This is a genomic window from Curtobacterium sp. MCLR17_043, assembly GCF_003224215.1.
Lineage (GTDB): Bacteria > Actinomycetota > Actinomycetes > Actinomycetales > Microbacteriaceae > Curtobacterium > Curtobacterium flaccumfaciens.
Genome location: NZ_QKLH01000004.1, coordinates 116,200 through 134,934, shown reverse-complemented (window position 1 = coordinate 134,934; position 18,735 = coordinate 116,200). Strand labels below are relative to the sequence as shown.

The 18,735-nt window shown below is 71.9% G+C and carries 14 protein-coding genes and 4 tRNA genes; 12 read left to right on the top strand and 6 right to left on the bottom strand.

Translation table 11 applies throughout. The features are described from left to right. The first annotated feature begins 7 nt into the window (after positions 1-7). The 8 genes from DEJ03_RS05450 to csrA are packed head-to-tail and all read left to right on the top strand — an operon-like array spanning position 8 to position 6,916. On the top strand, positions 8-568 hold the full coding sequence (locus DEJ03_RS05450; protein ID WP_110863811.1) for a flagellar biosynthetic protein FliO: 561 nt from the start codon (positions 8-10) through the stop codon (positions 566-568). Continuing rightward, complete coding sequence (fliP, locus tag DEJ03_RS05445; protein WP_110863810.1) at positions 565-1,401, top strand: flagellar type III secretion system pore protein FliP; 837 nt, start codon at positions 565-567, stop codon at positions 1,399-1,401. The genes DEJ03_RS05450 and fliP overlap by 4 nt, the downstream gene beginning before the upstream one ends. A 9-nt stretch (positions 1,402-1,410) precedes the next feature. Continuing rightward, complete coding sequence (locus DEJ03_RS05440; protein WP_017887433.1) at positions 1,411-1,686, top strand: flagellar biosynthetic protein FliQ; 276 nt, start codon at positions 1,411-1,413, stop codon at positions 1,684-1,686. Beyond that, entirely contained in the window at positions 1,686-2,444 is a 759-nt protein-coding gene (locus DEJ03_RS05435) for a flagellar biosynthetic protein FliR (RefSeq protein WP_071403902.1), read from the top strand. Before DEJ03_RS05440 ends, DEJ03_RS05435 begins: the two co-directional genes overlap by 1 nt. A gap of 4 nt (positions 2,445-2,448) precedes the next feature. After that, positions 2,449-3,642: a flagellar biosynthesis protein FlhB gene (locus tag DEJ03_RS05430; RefSeq protein ID WP_110863809.1), complete on the top strand. Its 1,194-nt coding sequence runs from the start codon at positions 2,449-2,451 to the stop codon at positions 3,640-3,642. Then, positions 3,639-5,693, top strand: coding sequence for a flagellar biosynthesis protein FlhA (locus tag DEJ03_RS05425; RefSeq protein WP_027465543.1), 2,055 nt, complete (start codon positions 3,639-3,641; stop codon positions 5,691-5,693). Before DEJ03_RS05430 ends, DEJ03_RS05425 begins: the two co-directional genes overlap by 4 nt. Then, complete coding sequence (locus DEJ03_RS05420; RefSeq protein WP_146237657.1) at positions 5,668-6,633, top strand: hypothetical protein; 966 nt, start codon at positions 5,668-5,670, stop codon at positions 6,631-6,633. Before DEJ03_RS05425 ends, DEJ03_RS05420 begins: the two co-directional genes overlap by 26 nt. Before the next feature lie 4 nt (positions 6,634-6,637). Next, on the top strand, positions 6,638-6,916 hold the full coding sequence (csrA, locus tag DEJ03_RS05415) for a carbon storage regulator CsrA (RefSeq protein ID WP_110863807.1): 279 nt from the start codon (positions 6,638-6,640) through the stop codon (positions 6,914-6,916). A 91-nt stretch (positions 6,917-7,007) separates the two neighbouring features. Here csrA and DEJ03_RS05410 read toward each other — a convergent pair whose 3' ends face one another. Then, positions 7,008-9,158 (bottom strand): acyl-CoA dehydrogenase, encoded by a 2,151-nt coding sequence (locus DEJ03_RS05410; RefSeq protein WP_110863806.1) that lies wholly within the window; start codon positions 9,156-9,158, stop codon positions 7,008-7,010. A gap of 198 nt (positions 9,159-9,356) precedes the next feature. Here DEJ03_RS05410 and DEJ03_RS05405 point away from each other — a divergent pair, with 198 nt between their 5' ends. Then, positions 9,357-10,823 carry a peptide MFS transporter gene (locus tag DEJ03_RS05405; protein ID WP_173033752.1) on the top strand — a complete coding sequence of 489 codons (1,467 nt, stop codon included), beginning with the start codon at positions 9,357-9,359 and terminating at the stop codon, positions 10,821-10,823. 166 nt (positions 10,824-10,989) lie between these two features. On the opposite strand, the gene DEJ03_RS05400 is transcribed toward DEJ03_RS05405, so the two are convergent. From DEJ03_RS05400 to DEJ03_RS05380, 5 genes are all read right to left on the bottom strand, one after another. Continuing rightward, complete coding sequence (locus DEJ03_RS05400) at positions 10,990-11,277, bottom strand: hypothetical protein (protein WP_110863805.1); 288 nt, start codon at positions 11,275-11,277, stop codon at positions 10,990-10,992. Positions 11,278-12,276: 999 nt separating this feature from the next. Continuing rightward, positions 12,277-15,645, bottom strand: coding sequence for an ATP-binding protein (locus DEJ03_RS05395; RefSeq protein WP_110863804.1), 3,369 nt, complete (start codon positions 15,643-15,645; stop codon positions 12,277-12,279). Continuing rightward, entirely contained in the window at positions 15,642-16,424 is a 783-nt protein-coding gene (locus tag DEJ03_RS05390) for a DUF4194 domain-containing protein (protein ID WP_110863803.1), read from the bottom strand. Before DEJ03_RS05390 ends, DEJ03_RS05395 begins: the two co-directional genes overlap by 4 nt. Continuing rightward, positions 16,421-17,971 (bottom strand): DUF3375 family protein, encoded by a 1,551-nt coding sequence (locus tag DEJ03_RS05385; protein WP_110863802.1) that lies wholly within the window; start codon positions 17,969-17,971, stop codon positions 16,421-16,423. Before DEJ03_RS05385 ends, DEJ03_RS05390 begins: the two co-directional genes overlap by 4 nt. Before the next feature lie 115 nt (positions 17,972-18,086). Continuing rightward, positions 18,087-18,159, bottom strand: a tRNA-Val gene (locus DEJ03_RS05380). Between the two features lie 215 nt (positions 18,160-18,374). Between DEJ03_RS05380 and DEJ03_RS05375 the strand changes: the two genes are divergently transcribed. From DEJ03_RS05375 to DEJ03_RS05365, 3 genes are all read left to right on the top strand, one after another. Then, positions 18,375-18,446, top strand: a tRNA-Gly gene (locus tag DEJ03_RS05375). A gap of 82 nt (positions 18,447-18,528) precedes the next feature. Continuing rightward, positions 18,529-18,602, top strand: a tRNA-Cys gene (locus DEJ03_RS05370). Between the two features lie 47 nt (positions 18,603-18,649). Next, positions 18,650-18,724 (top strand) — tRNA-Val (locus tag DEJ03_RS05365). The last annotated feature ends 11 nt before the right edge of the window (positions 18,725-18,735 follow it).

Sequence of the window (18,735 nt, the reverse complement as noted above, 5' to 3'; positions counted from 1 at the left end):
CCCGCACGTGGACACCCTCGTCGTCACCCTCCGCGTCGCGCTCTCGCTCGGCGTCGTGCTCGCCCTCATGTGGGTGCTGCACCGCGCGAGCCGCAAGCGCTTCTCGGGCAAGCCGTCGGGCCGCCGTGCGGCGACCGTCGAGGTCGTCGGTCGGCAGGGCATCGGCGGCAAGGCGAGCGTCGTCGTGGTCGACGTCGAGGGGGAGCGGCTCGTGCTCGGCGTGTCCGAGCACGGGGTCAACCTGCTCACCAGCGGGCAGGCGCCCGCGCCGGAACTCACCATCGTGACCGGACCGGTGGCGCTGCCGGTGCGTCACGCCCCGTCGGCCGACGCGTTCGGTCGGGAACTCGCGCAGCAGTCGGACGCCACCACGGGCCTCCCGGCAGACACGGACGACGTGACCCGGGCGACCGACGCGACCAGCGCCGTCGCGCCGCTGCCGATGCGCCCGCGCAACCGTCGCCCGCAGCGCGCCGTGCCGAGCGCGCAGCAGCTGCAGGGCTCGATCCTGTCGGTCGACACCTGGCGCCAGGCCGCCGCCGCGCTGCGGAACCGGCGGGCCGGGTGACCGCGGCAGGGCCGCACCGGCTGGCACGGTCGGTTCGACTCGTCGCCCTCGTCCTGCTCGGCCTGGCGGTCGTGGCCGGGTTCCTGATGCTCACGACGACGGGTGCGCACGCCGCCGGTGTCGTCGAACCCACCGCCCCGGCGACCCCGACCGCCCCCGCGACCGGTGACTTCAGCGTCAGCGTGAACGGTCCGGACGGCACCCCCTCGTCGGCCGTGGTGACGCTCATCGGCATCACGCTGCTGAGCGTCGCGCCGGCGCTGATGCTCATGATGACGTCGTTCACGAAGATCTTCGTCGTGCTCGCGATGACCCGGAACGCGCTCGGGCTGCAGTCCATCCCGCCGAACCAGGTGATCGCCGGACTGGCACTGTTCCTGTCGCTGTTCGTGATGGCACCGGTGCTCGGGCACATCAACGACGACGCCCTGCAGCCCTACCTGGCCGGGCACCTCGACTTCAACCAGGCCGTCGAGATCGGCACGAAGCCCCTGCGGACCTTCATGCTCCACCAGACCCGCGACGAGGACGTCGCCCTGATCACCCGCGCCGCCGGGCTGGACAACCCGAAGTCGATGGCGGACGTGCCGATGACGACGGTGATCCCGGCGTTCATCATCTCGGAGCTCCGCAGCGCGTTCATCATCGGGTTCGTCATCTTCATCCCGTTCCTGGTGATCGACCTCGTCGTCTCCGCGGCCCTGATGTCGATGGGCATGATGATGCTGCCGCCGGTCATGATCTCGCTGCCGTTCAAGATCCTGCTCTTCGTGCTGGTCGACGGCTGGGGCCTCATCATCACGTCGCTCATCGAGAGCTACCACGTTGTCTAGGGGGCACGCATGAACCAGCAGGCCGTCATCGACCTCGTGCTCCAGGCGCTCCTGGTGTCCGGCAAGCTCGCCGCCCCGGTGCTCGTCACCTCGCTCGTCGTCGGCTTCGCGATCTCGCTGTTCCAGTCGGTGACGCAGATCCAGGAGGTCACGCTCTCGTTCGTGCCGAAGGCCGTCGCCGTCGCGATCGCCCTGGTGGTCTGCGGCAACTGGATGATCTCGGAGATGATCGCGTTCACGCACGTCGCCTTCGACATGATCCCGAAGCTGCTCGGGGCCGGTTGATGGAGCTCAGCATCGACGCCGACCGTCTGGAGGCGACCATGCTCGCCGGCGTCCGGCTCGTCGCGTTCTTCGTCATCGCGCCGCCGTTCTCGTACCGGGCGTTCCCCGGCACGGTCAAGGTGATCCTCGGGCTGGGGCTCGCCATCGGCGTCGCCCCGCGTGTCGCCGTCGGCTACGAGTCGCTCGACACGGGGCCGTTCCTGCTCGCCCTGCTCACCCAGCTCGTCGTCGGGCTGTCCCTCGGGTTCCTGGTGTTCCTGGTGTTCGCCGCCGTGCAGTCGGCGGGTGCGCTCATCGACCTGTTCGGCGGGTTCACGCTCGCGCAGGCGTTCGACCCGCAGTCCCAGGTCAACGGCGCCCAGTTCACCCGCCTGTTCCAGATGACCGCGCTCGCGCTGCTCTTCACCTCGGGCGGCTACCAGCTCATCGTCGGCGGCCTGGTGCGGTCGTTCGACGCCGTGCCGCTCACCGGCACCTTCGCGGTGGACGGGCTCGCGTCGATGCTCGTGACCGCGATGTCGCAGATGTTCCTCGCCACCCTGCAGATCGCCGGACCGCTCGTCGTCGTGCTGTTCCTGGCCGACGTCGGCCTCGGGCTGCTGACCCGCGTGGCACCGGCGCTCAACGCGTTCCAGATGGGCTTCCCGATCAAGATCGGCCTGACCGTCCTGTTCGCCGGCGCGCTCTTCATGGCCCTGCCCTCGGTGGTGTCGTCGCTGACCGGCGATGCCGTCGAGGCGATCACGGGACGGGGGTGACGACGTGTCCGACAGCGGAGAACGTTCCGAACAGGCAACCCAGCAGCGGATGCGCGAGGTCCACGAGAAGGGCCAGATCGGCCGCTCGCAGGACCTCGGCGCGTGGATCGGGATCGCCGTCGCGGCGCTCATGATCCCGGCCGCGATCGGCAACGCCGCAGCTGCGGGGCAGGACCAGCTCCTCGCCGTGCAGCGCGTCATCGAGGACCCCGAGCTCGGTGCCGTGCAGGCCCTGCTCGCCGACGCCCTCGGTTCGATGGGTGCGACCCTCGGCCCGATGCTCGCGGTCGTCGCGGTCGCGGTGCTCGCCGCCGCCGTCACCCAGGGCGGGGTGCACTTCCGCAAGATGACGCCGCAGCCCGACCACTTCGATCCCGTCGCCGGACTGAAGCGCGTGTTCGGCACCCAGGCGCTCTGGAACGGCGCGAAGGCGCTGCTCAAGACCGCCGTCGTCGGGCTCGTCCTGTGGTTCGCGGTGCAGGGGCTCATGCCGGTCCTGATGACGAGCGGGTCGCTGCCGCTGTCGGCCGTGCTCGAGGCCGCCGCCGCCGGGTCGGGCACCCTGCTGCGCGCCGCGATCGTCGCCGGACTCGTCCTCGCAGCCCTCGACGTGTTCGTGGTGATCCGCCGCAACCGGAAGCGCACGATGATGACCAAGCGCGAGGTCAAGGACGAGAACAAGCGGAGCGACGGCGACCCGCTGGTGAAGTCGCAGCGCCGCTCCCGCCAGCTCGCGATGAGCCGCAACCGGATGATCCAGGCCATCGGCACCGCGGACGTCGTGATGACGAACCCGACCCACTACGCCGTCGCGATCAAGTACGAGCCGGGGAAGTCCGCGCCCCGGGTGGTGGCGAAGGGGGCCGGTCCGGTCGCCGACGTCATCCGCGCCCGTGCCGAGGAAGAGCGCGTGCCGATCGTCCGCGACGTCCCGCTCACCCGGGCGCTGCACGCCGCGTGCGAGCTCGGGCACGAGATCCCCGTCGACCTGTACACGCCCGTGGCCCGCGTCCTGTCCTTCGTGATGGCGCTCAAGGCCCGTGGCACCGCGGCCGGCACGCACGCGCCGCCACGGCCGACCACCCCGGACGAGGTCGCGAGCGTCATCGACCCCGCCACCCTGATCGGTGACCTCCGCCCCCGCAAGCTCCGCACACCGCGCACCGCAGAGAACCAGACCGAAGGACTCCCCGCATGAACCGCAAGGACCTGCCGAAGCTCGTCGTCCCGGTGTTCATCGTCGGCATCATCCTGCTGCTGATCCTGCCGGTGCCGTCGTTCCTGCTCGACTTCCTGATCATCATCAACATCCTGCTGGCGCTGGTGATCCTGCTCACGACGCTGTTCGTGAAGAAGCCGCTCGACTTCTCGGTGTTCCCGTCCCTGCTGCTCGTCGCGACGCTGTTCCGGCTCGGCCTGAACGTGGCGTCCACCCGGCTGGTGCTCGGCGAGGGCTTCGCCGGTGACGTCATCCAGGCGTTCGGCCACGTCGCCGTCTCCGGGTCGATCATCATCGGCGCGGTCATCTTCCTCATCCTCATCGTCATCCAGTTCGTCGTGGTGACGAAGGGTGCCGAGCGCGTCGCCGAGGTCGGGGCACGCTTCACCCTCGACGCGATGCCGGGCAAGCAGATGGCGATCGACGCCGACCTGAACGCCGGGCTGATCACCGACCAGGAAGCCAAGGAGCGCCGTGCCGCGGTGTCCGCCGAGGCCGACTTCTACGGCGCGATGGACGGTGCGTCGAAGTTCGTCAAGGGCGACGCGATCGCCGGCATCCTGATCATCATCATCAACCTGATCGGCGGCATCGCGATCGGCATGCTGCAGAACGGGCTGTCCGCCACCGACGCCCTGTCGAAGTACGGCATCCTGACGATCGGCGACGGCCTGGTCACGCAGATCCCGGCGCTGCTCATGGCGGTGTCCACGGGCATGATCGTCACCCGGTCCGGCGCGGAGTCCGAGATGGGTTCCTCGGCCGCGACCCAGCTGTCGCAGTCGCGGAACGCCCTGATGATCGCCGGCGTCGCCGCGATCGCGATGGGCTTCATCCCCGGCATGCCGATCCTGCCCTTCCTGCTCGTCGGCGCGACCCTGCTCTTCACGGGCTGGCGCATCGGCCGGAACGCCGCCCGGGCCGAGGCCGACGCCGCCCAGCAGCAGGCACTCGCGGCCGCCGCACCGACCGGCGACACCCCGGAGGACCTGCTCGAGCAGATGCGCGTGCACGCCCTCGAGATCCTGCTCGCCCCCGACCTGGTCGACATGGTGTCCGGCGCCTCCGACGACCTGCTCGGCCGGGTGCGCGCCCTCCGCCGCAAGATCGCGATCGACATGGGCATCGTCGTCCCGCCGGTCCGCACCCGCGACTCGATCGACCTGCCGCCGTCGACCTACGCCATCCGGATCGCCGGCGTCGAGGCGGGTCGGGGCACCGCGCCCGCCCGCAGCGTCCTGGCACTCGGCGACCACCTGGACGGCCTGCCCGGCACCTCGACCGTCGAGCCGGTCTTCGGCCTGACCGGCAAGTGGGTGCCCGCCGAGCTCCGCCACGCCGCCGAGATGACCGGCGCGACCGTGATCGACCGGGTCTCCGTGCTCGTCACCCACCTGCAGGCGGTCATCGGCGACAACGCCGCGCGCCTGCTCACCCGCGAGGACGTCAAGGTCCTGACCGAGGGCGTCAAGCAGGTCAACCCCGCCGCGGTCGAGGAACTCGTCCCCGGCATGCTCTCGATGGCCGAACTGCAGCGGGTGCTGCAGGGCCTGCTCGCCGAGCGGGTGCCGATCAACGACCTCGGCCGGATCTGCGAGGCCCTCACGCTCCGCGCCAAGGTGTCGACCGACCCCGAGGGGCTCGTCGAGTCCGCCCGTGCGGCCCTCGGCCCGGCCCTCGCCGCCCGGCACACCGACGCCGGCACCCTGCGCGTCATCATGATCGACCCGATGCTCGAGCAGTCGATGCTCGAGGGCCTCCGGCCGTCCGAGCAGGGCAGCCAGATCGTGCTCGACGCGCACCGCATCGAGCAGGTCCTGGGCTCCGTCCGCGACGCCGTGCGCTCCGTGGAGGACCAGGGGCTCTCCGCCGTCCTGGTCTGCGCCCCGCAGCTCCGCCCGGCCGTGCACCGCATGGTCGCCGCCCAGTCGAACGGGCTCCCGGTGCTGTCGTACCAGGAGGCCACCGCCGCGGGCTCCACCATCGAGACCGTGGGAGTGGTCCGTGCCGCCGACCCGATTGCAGCGTAGCGGCGCCACGCTCGAGTCCCTCCGCGACGCGGTCCGGACCGAGTTCGGCGCGGGTGCGCGGATCGTCGCGGCCGAACGCGTGACCACGCCGGGTTTCGGCGGGCTGTTCCGCAAGGCGCACGTCGAGGCCACCGTCGAGGTGCCGGAACCGGGGGACCAGCCCACCGCCCGGGTGGTCATCGCCGACTCGCCCGTGCAGCGCGCCGGCATCGCCGCGCTGCTCGCCGACGCCGAGGCGGCCGAGGCCCGCATCGCCGGCACCGACGGCACCGCGACGACGCGGGCCGACGCCTTCGCGTCGGTGCTCGACGGGTTCCAGGCGGACGGCATCACGCCGAGCGCCCCGCGCCCGACGCACGCGCCGGCCGAGCCGGACGTGCCGGCCGGGGTCGACCCGCGCCTCCAGGCCGCCGTCGACGCGCAGACGGTGGCCGACACGCAGGCGGTGGCCGTCGCGCAGCCGGTCGTCGAGACCCGGTCGGGAGGCCCGTCCCGCGTCCTCGACGCGCCCTCGCCTGCTCCGGTGGCCCGGTCCACCCCGCCCGCCGTACGGTCCGCGGACGGTGACCTGGTGCTCCTGGTCGGGCGGCCGAACGACGTCGACGCCGCCGCCGGACTCTTCGCGGTGCGGCACGCGCTCCGGCCGACGGACGCCGCCGACCGCCGTGCGGCGATCCTGGCGCGGGCCGACGGCGTCCGTGACGGGCACGCCGTGCTCGCCGTCGCCGCGTGGGACGACCGGGCGACCGGCGACGCGCTGCAGGCCGACCAGGTGTGGGTCGTGGTCGACGTCGGGCGGAAGCCGGCGGACTCGGCCGCGATGGTGTCCGCGGTGGCCTCGCGGCTGCCCGTGGTCGGCGTCGTGGCGATCGGCGCGGGGGAGACCGCCACGCCCGGGTCGGTGGACCTGCTGGGGCTCCCCGTCGTGTCGCTAGGCTGAACGGGTGCTGGTACTCACGCGGAAGGTCGGCGAGCGGATCCTCGTCGGCGACGACATCGTCATCACGGTGCTCGACTCCCGGGGCGACGGCGTCCGGATCGGCATCGACGCACCGCGCGGCGTGAAGATCCAGCGCGAAGAGGTCGTGCGTGCGGTCGCCGAGGCGAACGCCGAGGCCGCCGCTGCCGGTGACGACGCCGAGGCGCAGCTGCGCGCGGCGCTCGGGGCACGTGGCGGGGGTGCCGCGGGCGGCTCGACTCCGTCGGGACCGACCGACTCCTAGCCGTCCGACGCAGCCACGCCCGTCACGGGCGCGGCTGCGCGCCCGTTACGAACGTGGCTGCACGTCCGTCACGGGCGCGGCCGCGTGTCCGTCACGGGCGGGGCTTCTTCTCCTGTTCGGGCAGGCGGCCGGCGGCGGCCTCGGCGGCGAACCAGGCGCGTGCCTCGTCCTGCCGGGCCTGCTCCGCACCGAGCGCGATCGGCGCCCGGACGTGACCGGGCTCGTACCCGAAGGTCTCGATCAGCTGCGGCACGATCGGTCGGACCCGGGTGACGAGCCGGTCGATGTACGCGGACACCGCACGGGCCCGCTGCGCCGACAGTCGGCCGTGCAGCAGGTACCAGTCCAGGTGCTGCTCGAGCAGGCCGAGCGCGAACAGGTCGCGCAGCCAGACGAGCACGCGTCGGGTGTCGCCCTCGGTGACCTCGTCGAGCGCCTCGGTGAAGGCGTCCCACTGCATGAGCTCGGCGTGCGCCTTCGACGCCTCGATGAGCTCGTGCTGCGAGCGGTTCAGCAGTCGGGCGGCGCGGGCGCGGTCCTTGCCGGCCGACGCGAGGCGCATGCCGATCTCGGCGACCATCGTGTCGACCCGACCGGCGAGCAGTTCGCGCTGCGTGCGGGGGTCCTGCAGGTCGGCGACGCTGGCGGCCAGGGACCCGCGGTCGGCCACGGTCTGGCCGAGGCGGCGGATGCCGGACGCGTCGGCCAGCTTCGACGCCGCGACGGCCGCCACGAACTTCGCGGTGGACGCCGGGTCCCTCGGGGCCTTCGCGCGGAACTCGGTGAGCAGGCGCTTGCCGACGAGCTGCAGCAGCACGGTGTTGTCGCCCTCGAACGTCACGTAGACGTCCAGGTCGGCGCGGAGCCCGGTCAGACGGTTCTCGGCGAGGAACCCGGCACCGCCGCAGGCCTCGCGGGCCTCCTGCAGGGTGTCGAGCGCCGACCAGGTCGACATCGACTTGAACGCTGCGGCCTGGGTCTCCAGGTCCTCCCGGCGCTCCGGGGTGTCTTCACGACCGCTGAAGACGTCGTCGAAGGTGCGCAGGAGCTTCTCGTGCGCGAACGACTGCGCGAACACCGTCGCCAGGCGCGGGATGAGCCGGCGCTGGTGCCGGCCGTAGTCGAGCAGCACGCCCTCGGTGCCGTCACCGGTGGGGAACTGGCGGCGCTGCATGGCGTAGGTCAGGGCGATCTGCAGCGCGATCTTCTGGGCGACGACCGCGGCGCCGTCGAGCGACACCCGGCCCTGCACCAGGGTGCCGAGCATCGTGAAGAACCGGCGGCCGGGCGAGGCGATCGGTGACGAGTAGGTGCCGTCCGCGGCGACGTCGCCGTAGCGGTTCAGCAGGTTGGTGCGGGGGACCCGGACGTGGTCGAACGCGAGCCGGCCGTTGTCGATGCCGTTCAGGCCGCCCTTGGGGCCGTCGTCCTCACCGCTCACGCCGGGCAGGAACGCCCCCTCGGCGTCGCGGAGCGGGACGTAGAACGCGTGCACGCCGTGGTCGACACCGGCGGTCACGAGCTTCGCGAACACGACGGCGGCGTGCCCGTGCAGGGCAGCGTTGCCGATGTAGTCCTTCCACGCACCGCGGAACGGCGTGTGGATCTCGAACTCCTCGGTCGCGGGGTCGTACGTGGCCGTCGTGGCGATGCTCTGCACGTCCGAGCCGTGGCCGGTCTCGGTCATCGCGAAGCAGCCGGGGACCGCGAACGAGACGATGCCCGGCAGGAACTCGCGGTGGTTGGCCTCGGTGCCCAGGTGGTGCACGGCGGACCCGAACAGTCCCCACTGCACCCCGGCCTTGATCTGCATCGACGGGTCGGCGGTGACGAGCTCCTCGAACGCGGCCAGGTTGCCGCCGTGGTTGCTCTGGCCGCCGAACTCGGCGGGGTAGGGGCGCTGGATCGCCCCGGCGTCGACCAGGGTCCGGAGCTGCTCGAGCACGCGTGCCCGGTGCTCGGGGATCGGCTGACCCTCGATCTTCTGCATCGCGGGGTCGAGCGCGAGACGCCGGGAGATCCGGCGGTCCTCGGCCCAGCGTCCGAGCAGGAGTTCCTGCACCAGCTCGACGTCGATGCGGACGTCGGTGTCCGTGCCGGCGGTCGGGGTGCCCGCTGCCGGGTCGCCGGCGGCGTCGGCGTTCGGCGCGGCGTGCTGCGCGGCGTTCTTCGCGTCGACGTCCGGCGCGGTGTCGCTGCCACTGGCGGGGGTGGTGCGCTGGGCGGGTGCGGTGTCGACCATGGGCGGAGTCCTCCTGAACTGCGGTGTCCGTGTTGCACCGTCCACGCTAGACACCGGTGCCGACAGTGGCGGGAACGCCGTGCGGGGCGCACAACCCCGTGTCGCCGGTGCCGTCAAGGGGTCGTGGGAACCCTCCAAAGACATGAGCCGTGTTCGACGATTGGGCGCGCCCACCCGGCCAGGGGCAGACTGGCCGCCATGTCACGTACCACCCCCGCGGACCGCGAAGGCCGTCCCGGACGCACCTTCTTCGGGCAACCGTTCGAGCTCTCGACACCGTTCGCCGTGGAGCTCTGGGAGCGGTTCTCGTTCTACGGGATGCAGGGCATCGTCCTCATCTACATGTACTACACGGTCACGCAGGGCGGCCTGGGGATCGACAAGGGCATCGCCACCGGCATCATGGGTGCCTACGGCGGCGCGGTCTACCTGTTCACGATCATCGGGGCGTGGATCGCCGACCGGCTGATCGGTGCGGACCGGACCCTGTTCGGCAGCGCGATCGTCGTGATGCTCGGGCACATCGCCCTCGCGCTCATCCCCGGGGTGGCCGGGGTCGGGGTCGGCCTCGTGCTCATCGCGCTCGGCTCCGGCGGGCTCAAGGCCACCGCCACCACGATCGTCGGCGGCCTCTACAGCCGCGAGGACCCGCGCCGCGACGCCGGCTTCTCGCTCTACTACCTCGGCGTGAACCTCGGGGCGTTCTTCGGACCGCTGCTCACCGGGCTGCTGCAGAGCTCGCTCGGCTTCCACTGGGGCTTCGGCCTGGCCGCCGTCGGCATGGCCGCGGGCCTGGTGCAGTACGCGATCCGGCGGGGGAAGCTGCCCGAGGTCGTCCGCCACGTGGCGAACCCCGTCGACCGCCGCCGTCTGCCGCTCATCGGAGCCGGCGTCGTCGTCGCGCTCGTCGTCATCGTCGTCGCCGTGCTGACCGGTCTGCTCAACGTCGGCAACCTGCCGACCGTGGTGGTGGCGGTCGTCGTGCTGGCCACCATCGGCTACTTCGTCGTGATCCTGTCGAGCGGCATCACCCGTGACGAGCGATCGCGGGTCTTCGCGTTCATCCCGCTGTTCATCGGCAGCGCCGTGTTCTGGTCCCTCTACCAGCAGCAGTTCACCGTCGTGACGGTCTACTCCGACGAACGCCTCGACCGCTCGCTGTTCGGCTGGGAGATGCCGGTGTCGTGGGTGCAGTCGATCAACCCGGTCTTCATCATCGTGCTGTCCGGCGTCTTCGCGGCGCTGTGGACCAAGCTCGGCGATCGCCAGCCGTCCACCCCGACGAAGTTCGCCCTCGGCACCGGGATCATGGGGCTCGCGTTCCTGCTGTTCCTGCCGTTCACCGGCTCGGGCGAGAACGGCACACCGCTGCTCGCGCTCGTCGGCATCCTGCTGGTCTTCACGCTCGCGGAGCTGCTGCTCTCGCCCGTCGGCCAGTCCGTCGCCACGAAGCTCGCGCCGCCGAAGTTCCAGACGCAGATGGTCGCGTTGTTCTTCCTGTCGGTGTCGCTCGGCACCGCCGTCACCGGGGTGCTGTCCCGCTACTACGACCCCGCGAACGAGGCCCCGTACTTCACGATCCTCGGCCTGGTCGCCGTCGTGGTGGGCGTGGTCCTGCTGCTCCTGGCCAAGCCGGTGCTGCGGCTCATGCGCGGCATCCGGTAACCTGAGCGGAGCCACACGCCGACGCAACCAAGGAGTCACCACCCATGCTCGAACTCATCGCAGGGATCATCATCGGCGTCGGCGTCCTCGGTGGCGTCGGGTGCTGCATGGCCGTCGCGGCCATGATGAAGAGCGGCTCCGAGGAGTACTGAGTCCCTGACCCGGACTACTCGCCGCTGTCGGTCGTGACCGGCACCAGCTGACGACTCAGGACGGTCGCGCGCTCGAAGGGGCCGCGGCCGTCCTTCGTGTACGCGGGCTCATCGAAGGCGACGGTCCACGTGCGCTGTGTCCCGCCGATCTGACTCCCGCCGGGAGCCACGATCACCCCGATCGGCTCATCGGCCCACTGCTCGCCACCCCGATCGGTGTCGATGACCTGCACGAGGGCACCGATGCCGAGACCGGGAGCGTCGTCGGGGCGGGGACTGGGGGAGTGGCGGCGTCCGAACACGCCATCACCGTAGCGGCGAGTGGTCATGGAACGTCTGTGCGGCACCTGTCGACACGCTGACGGCCCGGCCGCCGCGTGGTCAGGACACCCCGCCTGCGGCGCGTCGAGTGGTCACGAACTGTCGGCTGCGGCGCCGCCAGGCGACGCGTCGTGACCCCTCGGCGAACCTGAGCGGGGTGTTGCGACCGGCGGGACGACGGCCGGGAGGCCCGTGGCGGGCCCGTGGCGCGCCTCCAGGCCGCTGTCGGTCGCGACCAGAGCGCGGGCCGGGTGGTCAGGACACCCCGCCTGCCGCGCGTCGAGTGGTCACGAACTGTCGGCTGCGCCGCCGCCACCCGACAGTTCGTGACCCCTCGGCGAAGGTGAGCGGGGTGTTGCGACCGGCGGGACGACGGCCGGGAGGCCCGTGGCGGGCCCGCACCGCGCCTCCAGGCTGCTGTCGGTCGCGACCAGAGCGCGGGCCGGGTGGTCAGGACACCCCGCCTGCTGCGCGTCGAGTGGTCGCGAACTGTCGGCTGCGGCGCCGCCACCCGACAGTTCGTGACCCCTCGGCGAAGGTGAGCGGGGTGTTGCGACCGGCGGGACGACGGCCGGGAGGCCCGTGGCGGGCCCGCACCGCGCCTCCAGGCTGCTGTCGGTCGCGACCAGAGCGCGGGCCGGGTGGTCAGGACACCCCGCCTGCCGCGCGTCGAGTGGTCACGAACTGTCGGCTGCGCTGCCGCCACCCGACGGTTCGTGACCCCTCGGCGAAGGTGAGCGGGGTGTTGCGACCGGCGGGACGACGGCCGGGAGGCCCGTGGCGGGCCCGCACCGCGCCTCCAGGCTGCTGTCGGTCGCGACCAGAGCGCGGGCCGGGTGGTCAGGACACCCCGCCTGCCGCGCGTCGAGTGGTCACGAACTGTCGGCTGCGCCGCCGCTATCCGACGGTTCGTGACCCCTCGGCGGACCTGAGCGGGGTGTCTTGACCAGCCCGACACGCGGGACCAGACCCGGCCCGCGTCAGACGGCGGCCGCCTCCACCCGGGCGATCTCGGTGATGGACGAGTGGCCCGTCTCGGGGTGCTTGCGCATCGACAGGAGCCGCTCCATCGACGGTTCGAGCGCCGTGACCTTGTCGAGCGGCGCACTCACGACGAGCTGGAAGCCGAGCCGGAGCCACGCGGTGACGGCACGGCCGGCGAACTCCGAGTCCGCCTTGATGAACGCCTCGTCGAGGAACACCGGCGCGAACCGGGGCCGAGGACGGGTCTCGTCGCCGAGCTGGTAGCGCAGCGCGGCGCCGACGATGAACGCCACGAGCTCCTGCGTCTCACCACCGGACTTGTCGCCGAGCGACGAGTACACGCCGAGGTCGTTGCCGTCGGTGTCGTACCGGACCGCTGTGATCTCCATGTGCCGGCGGACGTCGAGCACCGCGTCGCGCTGGGTGGTGCGGCCGCGGGCGGCGTCGGGGTCGGGCCGGATGACCGCCATGAAGCGCCGGAGCCGCCGGAACCGGGTCTCGAGCACGTCGTCGGTCAGCTCGGTGTCGACCGAGGCGGACAGCGCGCGGAGCTCCCGACGGAAGGCGGTGACGTCCTCGCGGGTGACCCGGCGGATCTGGATCTTCAGGCGGTCCCGGTTCGCGCCGAACGGCAGCTCCCGCAGGATCTCGTTGACCGGCTCGAGGCGCTCCTCGATCTCGACGACGGCGCGGTCGAAGGCGCCGGCGAGCGGGACGAGGTCCTCGCCGCTCCACTGCGACAGCCGTCGACGCCACTCGCTCCGACGCGCGTGCAGGCCGGTCGCCACGATCTGGTCGAGGATCGCGTGATAGTCCGGGTACGACGCGACGCCGGTGCCGAGGTTCGGGTCGGGCCAGGCGTCCTGGTACCGCTGGAACGTCAGCGTCAACGAGGTCGAGGCCGCCGCGGCACCGTCGAGCGCCTGCGCGAGCCGCTCCTCGAGCCGGCGCTTCAGCCGTCGCGTGGCGTCGTCGAACCCGTCGACGCCGTCCGGGGCGCCGATCTCCTCGAAGGTCTCCTCGAGCAGACGGGACTGCTGGTCGTCCGGCAGCGAACCGGGCGAGGACTCGAAGCGCTCCAGGATCTCGGCGGCGGCGTCCTGGCCGTCGACGAGCACCGCGTGGCGCTCCTCCAGCCGCTGGACGGACAGCCGTGCGGCGGAGCGACGGTCGGCGGCCTCGTCGAGGGACTTCCGGAGCCGGGCGACCGAGGCCCGCAGCGTCCGGAGGCCGTCGTCGGCGGCGAGCAGCGCCTGCCGTTCCTCGTCGAGCCGGGCGAGGGAGGTCCCGAGCCCGTCGACGTCGATCGCGGCCCACGTGGCGTCGACCACGTGCTGGTGCGCGGCGCGGAGCACGTCGAGCGCGGTGAGGTCCTGCGCGACGTCGGTGCGGCGGGCCTCGAGCGTGGCGAGGTCCTGCGCGATCGAGGCGAGCTCCTGCTCGACCGCGGCGACGCGGGCCTCGTTCGTGAAGCCGATGACGTTCGACTGGCGGCGGTCACCGTGCGCGCCACGACGGCCGTCGCGCAGCTGCCCGGACTCGGTGACCCGGCGGCCACCACCGCCGAGGTCCGACGCCGAGGCGACACAGCGGGCGTCGGTGCGGTCGGACTCGATCCGCTCGCGCACCCAGGTGCTGAACGGCGACGGCTTGATGGCGAGCTTGCCGGAGACCATCGCCGGGTCGCCGTCGAGGTCCAGGTGCGGGCCGGTCGGCACACCCTCGAACTGCACGCGGACGGGCAGGCGCAGTGCGTCGATCGCCTCGCTGAAGTCGCCGAGGCGGTCCTGGTCGACGAGCAGCGTGCGGGCGACGGGGGCCAGGACGGACTCGATGGCCGTGCGCCAGCGCTCCTCGCCGGGCAGCACGTCGAGCAGTTCCGCCACGAAGGGCAGCTCGGCCGGGTCGATGCCGGCGGCGCGGGCCATCGCGAGCCGGGCGTCGTGCATCGGCAGCGGCATGGCGCCCTGCCGGTGCTCGAGCGACTGGCGCTCCTGCCGCAGGGACCGCTCGCGGTCGAGGAGCGGGTACTCCTCTCGGGTCAGGGCGTCGCGGCGTTCGTCGAGGGCGGTGCGCGCGTCGGCGTACGAACCGAGGAACTCGTGCGCGGCACGCTGGATCCCGATGAAGTCCTGCTCCGAGGAGACCGGGACCCCGAGCACCGCGGTGCGCTCGTCGAAGGTGGCGCGGGTGCGGACCACGGCGTCGCGCTCACGGGTGAGCCGTTCGATGCGGTCCTCGAGCTGGGCGAGCGCGTTGCCGCCCTGGTCGCGGAGCCGGGCCTCGGCGTCGCGCAGCTCGATCTCCACGGCGGCGTGCCGGGCCTCGGCCGCGGCGACCTCGGCGCGCGATGCCGTGCGTTCGCGGGCGTTGCGCGAGACCTCGGCGTCGAGCAGGTCGCGCTTCCGCGAGGCCGTCCAGTGCGCGAACGGCGACACCTCGGCGCCGGTCGCGATGCCGTCCAGGGCTGCTGCGGCTTCGGTCGCGCGCGAGATCTCGTCGTGCAGGTCGGTGATGGGGGAGAGGATGCGGACCTTGCGCTCCTCGGTGTCCATCGCCTCGTACGCCTCGTCGAGGGCGGAGAAGTGCGCGAGGGCCCGGTCGGCCGCCTCGTACGTGCCGGGGGTCTCGAGCACGAGCGACTTGTACAGCGCGTCGACGGTCGGCAGGTGCTGGCCGGCCTGGATCCGGGCGAGCAGGCGCATCGCCCGGTTGCCGCCGCCGGAGTCACCGATGCCCAGCCGCGTCTGCAGCGTGTACGCGAGCTCCTGGTAGGTGTCGCGGATGACGAGCCCCGGCACGCGGCCGGTCAGCTCGAGGTGGTGGAACCGCGACGGCACGAACTCCTCGAGTCGGCGCAGGTCGAAGGTGTCGTCGACCGTCGCCATGGTCATCTGGATGTCGCCGACCCCGCGGGCGCGCTTCGGCACGATGTACGCACGCAGCACCGTGAAGCGCCGCTCGTCGTCGTTCCGGAACGTGACCGCCGCAGCGCCCCAGGTGGTCTGGTCGTCGCCGCGCAGGTTCACGTCGCGCAGGCTGCCGGTCTCCGGGTCGCGCCGGGTGTCGACCTTGCCGCGCAGGTACGTGAGCAGGTTGCGCTGGTCGGCGCTGCGGGCGCGGCCGGTGGTGGCGTCGTTCGAGGCGCCGTTGAACGGCACGTCGGACGGCATCATCACGGCCAGGTAGGCGTCCATCAGCGTGGACTTGCCGGTACCCGATGCGCCGGAGATGAGCGTCGCCGTGCCGGACAGCTCGACCTGCCGGTGGCCGTGGAACCCACCCCAGTTGACGACCTGCATCGACTCGGCGCGCCACTGCGCCACCGTGTCGAAGAGTGCCGGGATCTCGAACGTGTCGGTCACGCTTCCGTCTCGCCTTCGTCGTCGATGTCGGCTTCGCCGTCTGCCGGGAGGCCCGGGTCGTCCCCGTCGGTCGGCTCGCCGCCCGACGTGGTCGCCTCACCCTGCGCGGTGGTGGTCCGCAACCAGGCGTCCAGTTCGAGCAGGCGCTCCAGGGGGAGCAGCACCTCGACGACGCTCGCCACCCGGAAGCGGTCGGGGTCGGAGGTGCGGATCAGGATGCGTGCGGTCACGAGACGCTCTATGGCCTTGGCGACCCGGCCCTCGTCGCGGGTGCGGTCGGTCGCGGTCGCCGGACGGAAGCCCGCCACGTGGCCGAGGATCTCGGAGCGGTCCACGACGACCTGGTCCGGGCCCGGTCGGGCGTCGGCGCGCAGGCGCATCCGCAGGTAGACGAGGACGATCGTCTCCTCGCGGGTGTACGGCAGGTCGCGGAGCAGGGTCGGGAACGTGCGGCGCTGGCTCTCCGACCGAGCCTGGCGCTTCCACGCGACCTCGCGGTCACGGTCGACGTGCAACTCGAGGAACAGGTCGTTCAGGCGGGACCGCAGCTGGTACTCGGCGTCGAGGACCGCACGCCACTCGTCGGGGTGCGTGCGGGAGCTGACGTACGAGTGCCGCAGCAGTGCCACCAGGGCGCGTCGCTGGTGCTCGTCGAGCCGGCCCTCGTCGCCCTCGAAGAGGGCGAAGCTGGACTCGTCACGCTCGTCGTCCTGCATCACGGATGCGGGGTCGTCGTAGGGGACCGTGTCGTCGACCGGTGCCGGCGTCGTGTCGCTCACCGTGCCTCCTGTGCGTTCTCGTCGTGTGCGTCGCCGACCGGAGTTCGCTCGTCGTCGAGCGCAGCGGTGGGCATGTGGAAGGTGATCGCGGTGCCGTCGGGGCGGACCGTGCGGTGCTCGGCGACGTGCGCGGCCGACTCGAAGTCGTCGCGCCCCGTCAGCAGGTGCGCGAGGCCGAAGAGCTCGACCGGTCGGCGCTGCTCGGGCGGCAGCCCGTGGAACGCGTCGACGCTGGAGTCGGCCTCGGCGAAGCGGAGTGCCGCGCGCAGCTCGGTCAGGAGCGGCCCACCGTGCTTGCGGAGCATCTCGACGTCGAGGTCCTCGAAGACGTCGTCGTCGGGTTCCTCGATGGGCGGCGGCACGGACTCGGCGTCCGGGTCGTAGAAGCGCTCGCGCAGCGTGCCGACCTCGGCGGCCGCCGGCAGGAGCGGCAGCGGGATCCGGTCGCGTGCGCCGCCCTGGTCCATCAGGGTGGCGAGGCCGCGGTTGACCGAGCGGAGCACCGCGTCGAGCTCGCGGTCGCGCACCACGTCGTGGGCGACGATCTGGTCGCGGAGCGTGGCGGTGAGCTGACGGCGCTGGGCGAGGACGTCCTCGATGCCCTGGCGCAGGATCGTCACGGTGTTGCGGAAGGCCCGACGCTCGCCGGCTCCGAGGCCCTGCGCGAACGGGTGCGCCAGGATCGTCGCGATGTCGTCGCGGAGCCGCAGGAGCAGGGCGTCGTCGCGGAGGAGCTCGAAGGCGCCCTCGAAGGCACGGCCCTCGGGCGTCGCTTCCATCAGGTTGTCCGTGCGCGCCAGGTAGTCGTCGAGGATCTCGCCGATCGGGCGGACCTCTTGCCGGAAGTCCTCGACGATCGAGCGGTGCATCGTCGCGACCGCTTCTTCCACGCGCTTGAAGTCGCTCGGCAGCTGCCGGATCAGGTCGGAGATGTTCGTGTACCCGTCGCGCATCCGGTCGTCGTCGACGGCCACGACGTCGTCGCCGTGCTCCAGGCGCTCCCGTTCGGCCTGCAGCTCGGCGATCTGGGCGTCGATCCGGCGGATCTGCACGTCGGGGTCGGGTTCGGCCCGGGCCGCCCACCGGCGCACCGCGTCCACGATCATCGCCAGCCGGCTCTCGCTGATCAGGGCGCGGTCGGCCGACAGGGCGTCGACGAGGCTCAGCGCCTCGAGGGCGTGGCTGGTCAGGGAGTACTGCTCGTCGCCGTCGGGGGAGTTCGAACGGACGAGCCACTGGGCGCCGACCCACTCGCGACACAGCGCGCGGCCGTTCGGGCGGGCCTCCTGCGCGCCCTCGGTCGGCTCGCCGACTGCCGGCACCGCCTGGTCGCTGGCGGGCACGCGGGCACCCGCCGCCTGCAGGCGCGCGACGTGCTCCTCCACCTGCAGGTGCATGCGGTCGGCAGGGACGTACTGCACGTCGCGGTCGAAGACCGTGCGGAACACGGCGAGGACCGTGGCGCTGGTCGGCCGGGACATGAGCCGCAGGGTCGGACGGTCGAGGACCGCTCGGACCCGGGCGAACTCGAGGTCGACGTCGGTCATGCGCCCCTTCGTCCGATCGTGCTGGTGGTCTGGCCCGCGTGCTGCGGCCTGATGAGATGACAAGAGCCCGACGCTGCTGCGTCGGGCTCTTGTCGGTGGTGTTCGTGTTGCTGTGTGGGCGATACCAGACTCGAACTGATGACCTCTTCGGTGTGAACGAAGCGCGCTACCAACTGCGCCAATCGCCCCCTGCACTGTTCGTGCGGATCGATACTAGCGGAAGTCCGGCGGTGCATCGAACACATCGCGCGGCCCGGGTGTGGCGCGCTGCCCAGAGGGGGTGTCGAACCGCCCCGATCCGCATGAACTCGGGGGACACGCCCGGTGAACGGGGAGGATTTTGGTGGAAGTGCCCCGGTGCGTATAGAGTTTACGTCGTCGCCGCGACAGCGGAACGACAAGTGCGGATGTGGCGCAGTGGTAGCGCATCACCTTGCCAAGGTGAGGGTCGCGAGTTCGAATCTCGTCATCCGCTCGAGTGTGGGTCTTCTCGAAGGCCCGCGACTCACCAGAGGGTATCCCACCGTTCGGGTACTCACGGAGACGTGAACCTCGATGGTGGGGTGGCCGAGAGGCTAGGCAGCGGCCTGCAAAGCCGTCCACGCGGGTTCGAATCCCGTCCCCACCTCCAGATCCACCCTCCAAGACCTTGATGGACTCCGGTCCACGCAGGGACTTGGGCGATTGGCGCAGCGGTAGCGCGCTTCCCTGACACGGAAGAGGTCACTGGTTCGATCCCAGTATCGCCCACCACCACGAAGCCC

Coding starts and splice junctions, on each gene's coding strand:
- DEJ03_RS05410 (WP_110863806.1), bottom strand. CDS start 9,158: ATGGTCGACACCGCACCCGCCCAGCGCACCACCCCCGCCAGTGGCAGC.
- DEJ03_RS05425 (WP_027465543.1), top strand. CDS start 3,639: ATGAACCGCAAGGACCTGCCGAAGCTCGTCGTCCCGGTGTTCATCGTC.
- DEJ03_RS05435 (WP_071403902.1), top strand. CDS start 1,686: ATGGAGCTCAGCATCGACGCCGACCGTCTGGAGGCGACCATGCTCGCC.
- DEJ03_RS05405 (WP_173033752.1), top strand. CDS start 9,357: ATGTCACGTACCACCCCCGCGGACCGCGAAGGCCGTCCCGGACGCACC.
- DEJ03_RS05440 (WP_017887433.1), top strand. CDS start 1,411: ATGAACCAGCAGGCCGTCATCGACCTCGTGCTCCAGGCGCTCCTGGTG.
- DEJ03_RS05385 (WP_110863802.1), bottom strand. CDS start 17,971: ATGACCGACGTCGACCTCGAGTTCGCCCGGGTCCGAGCGGTCCTCGAC.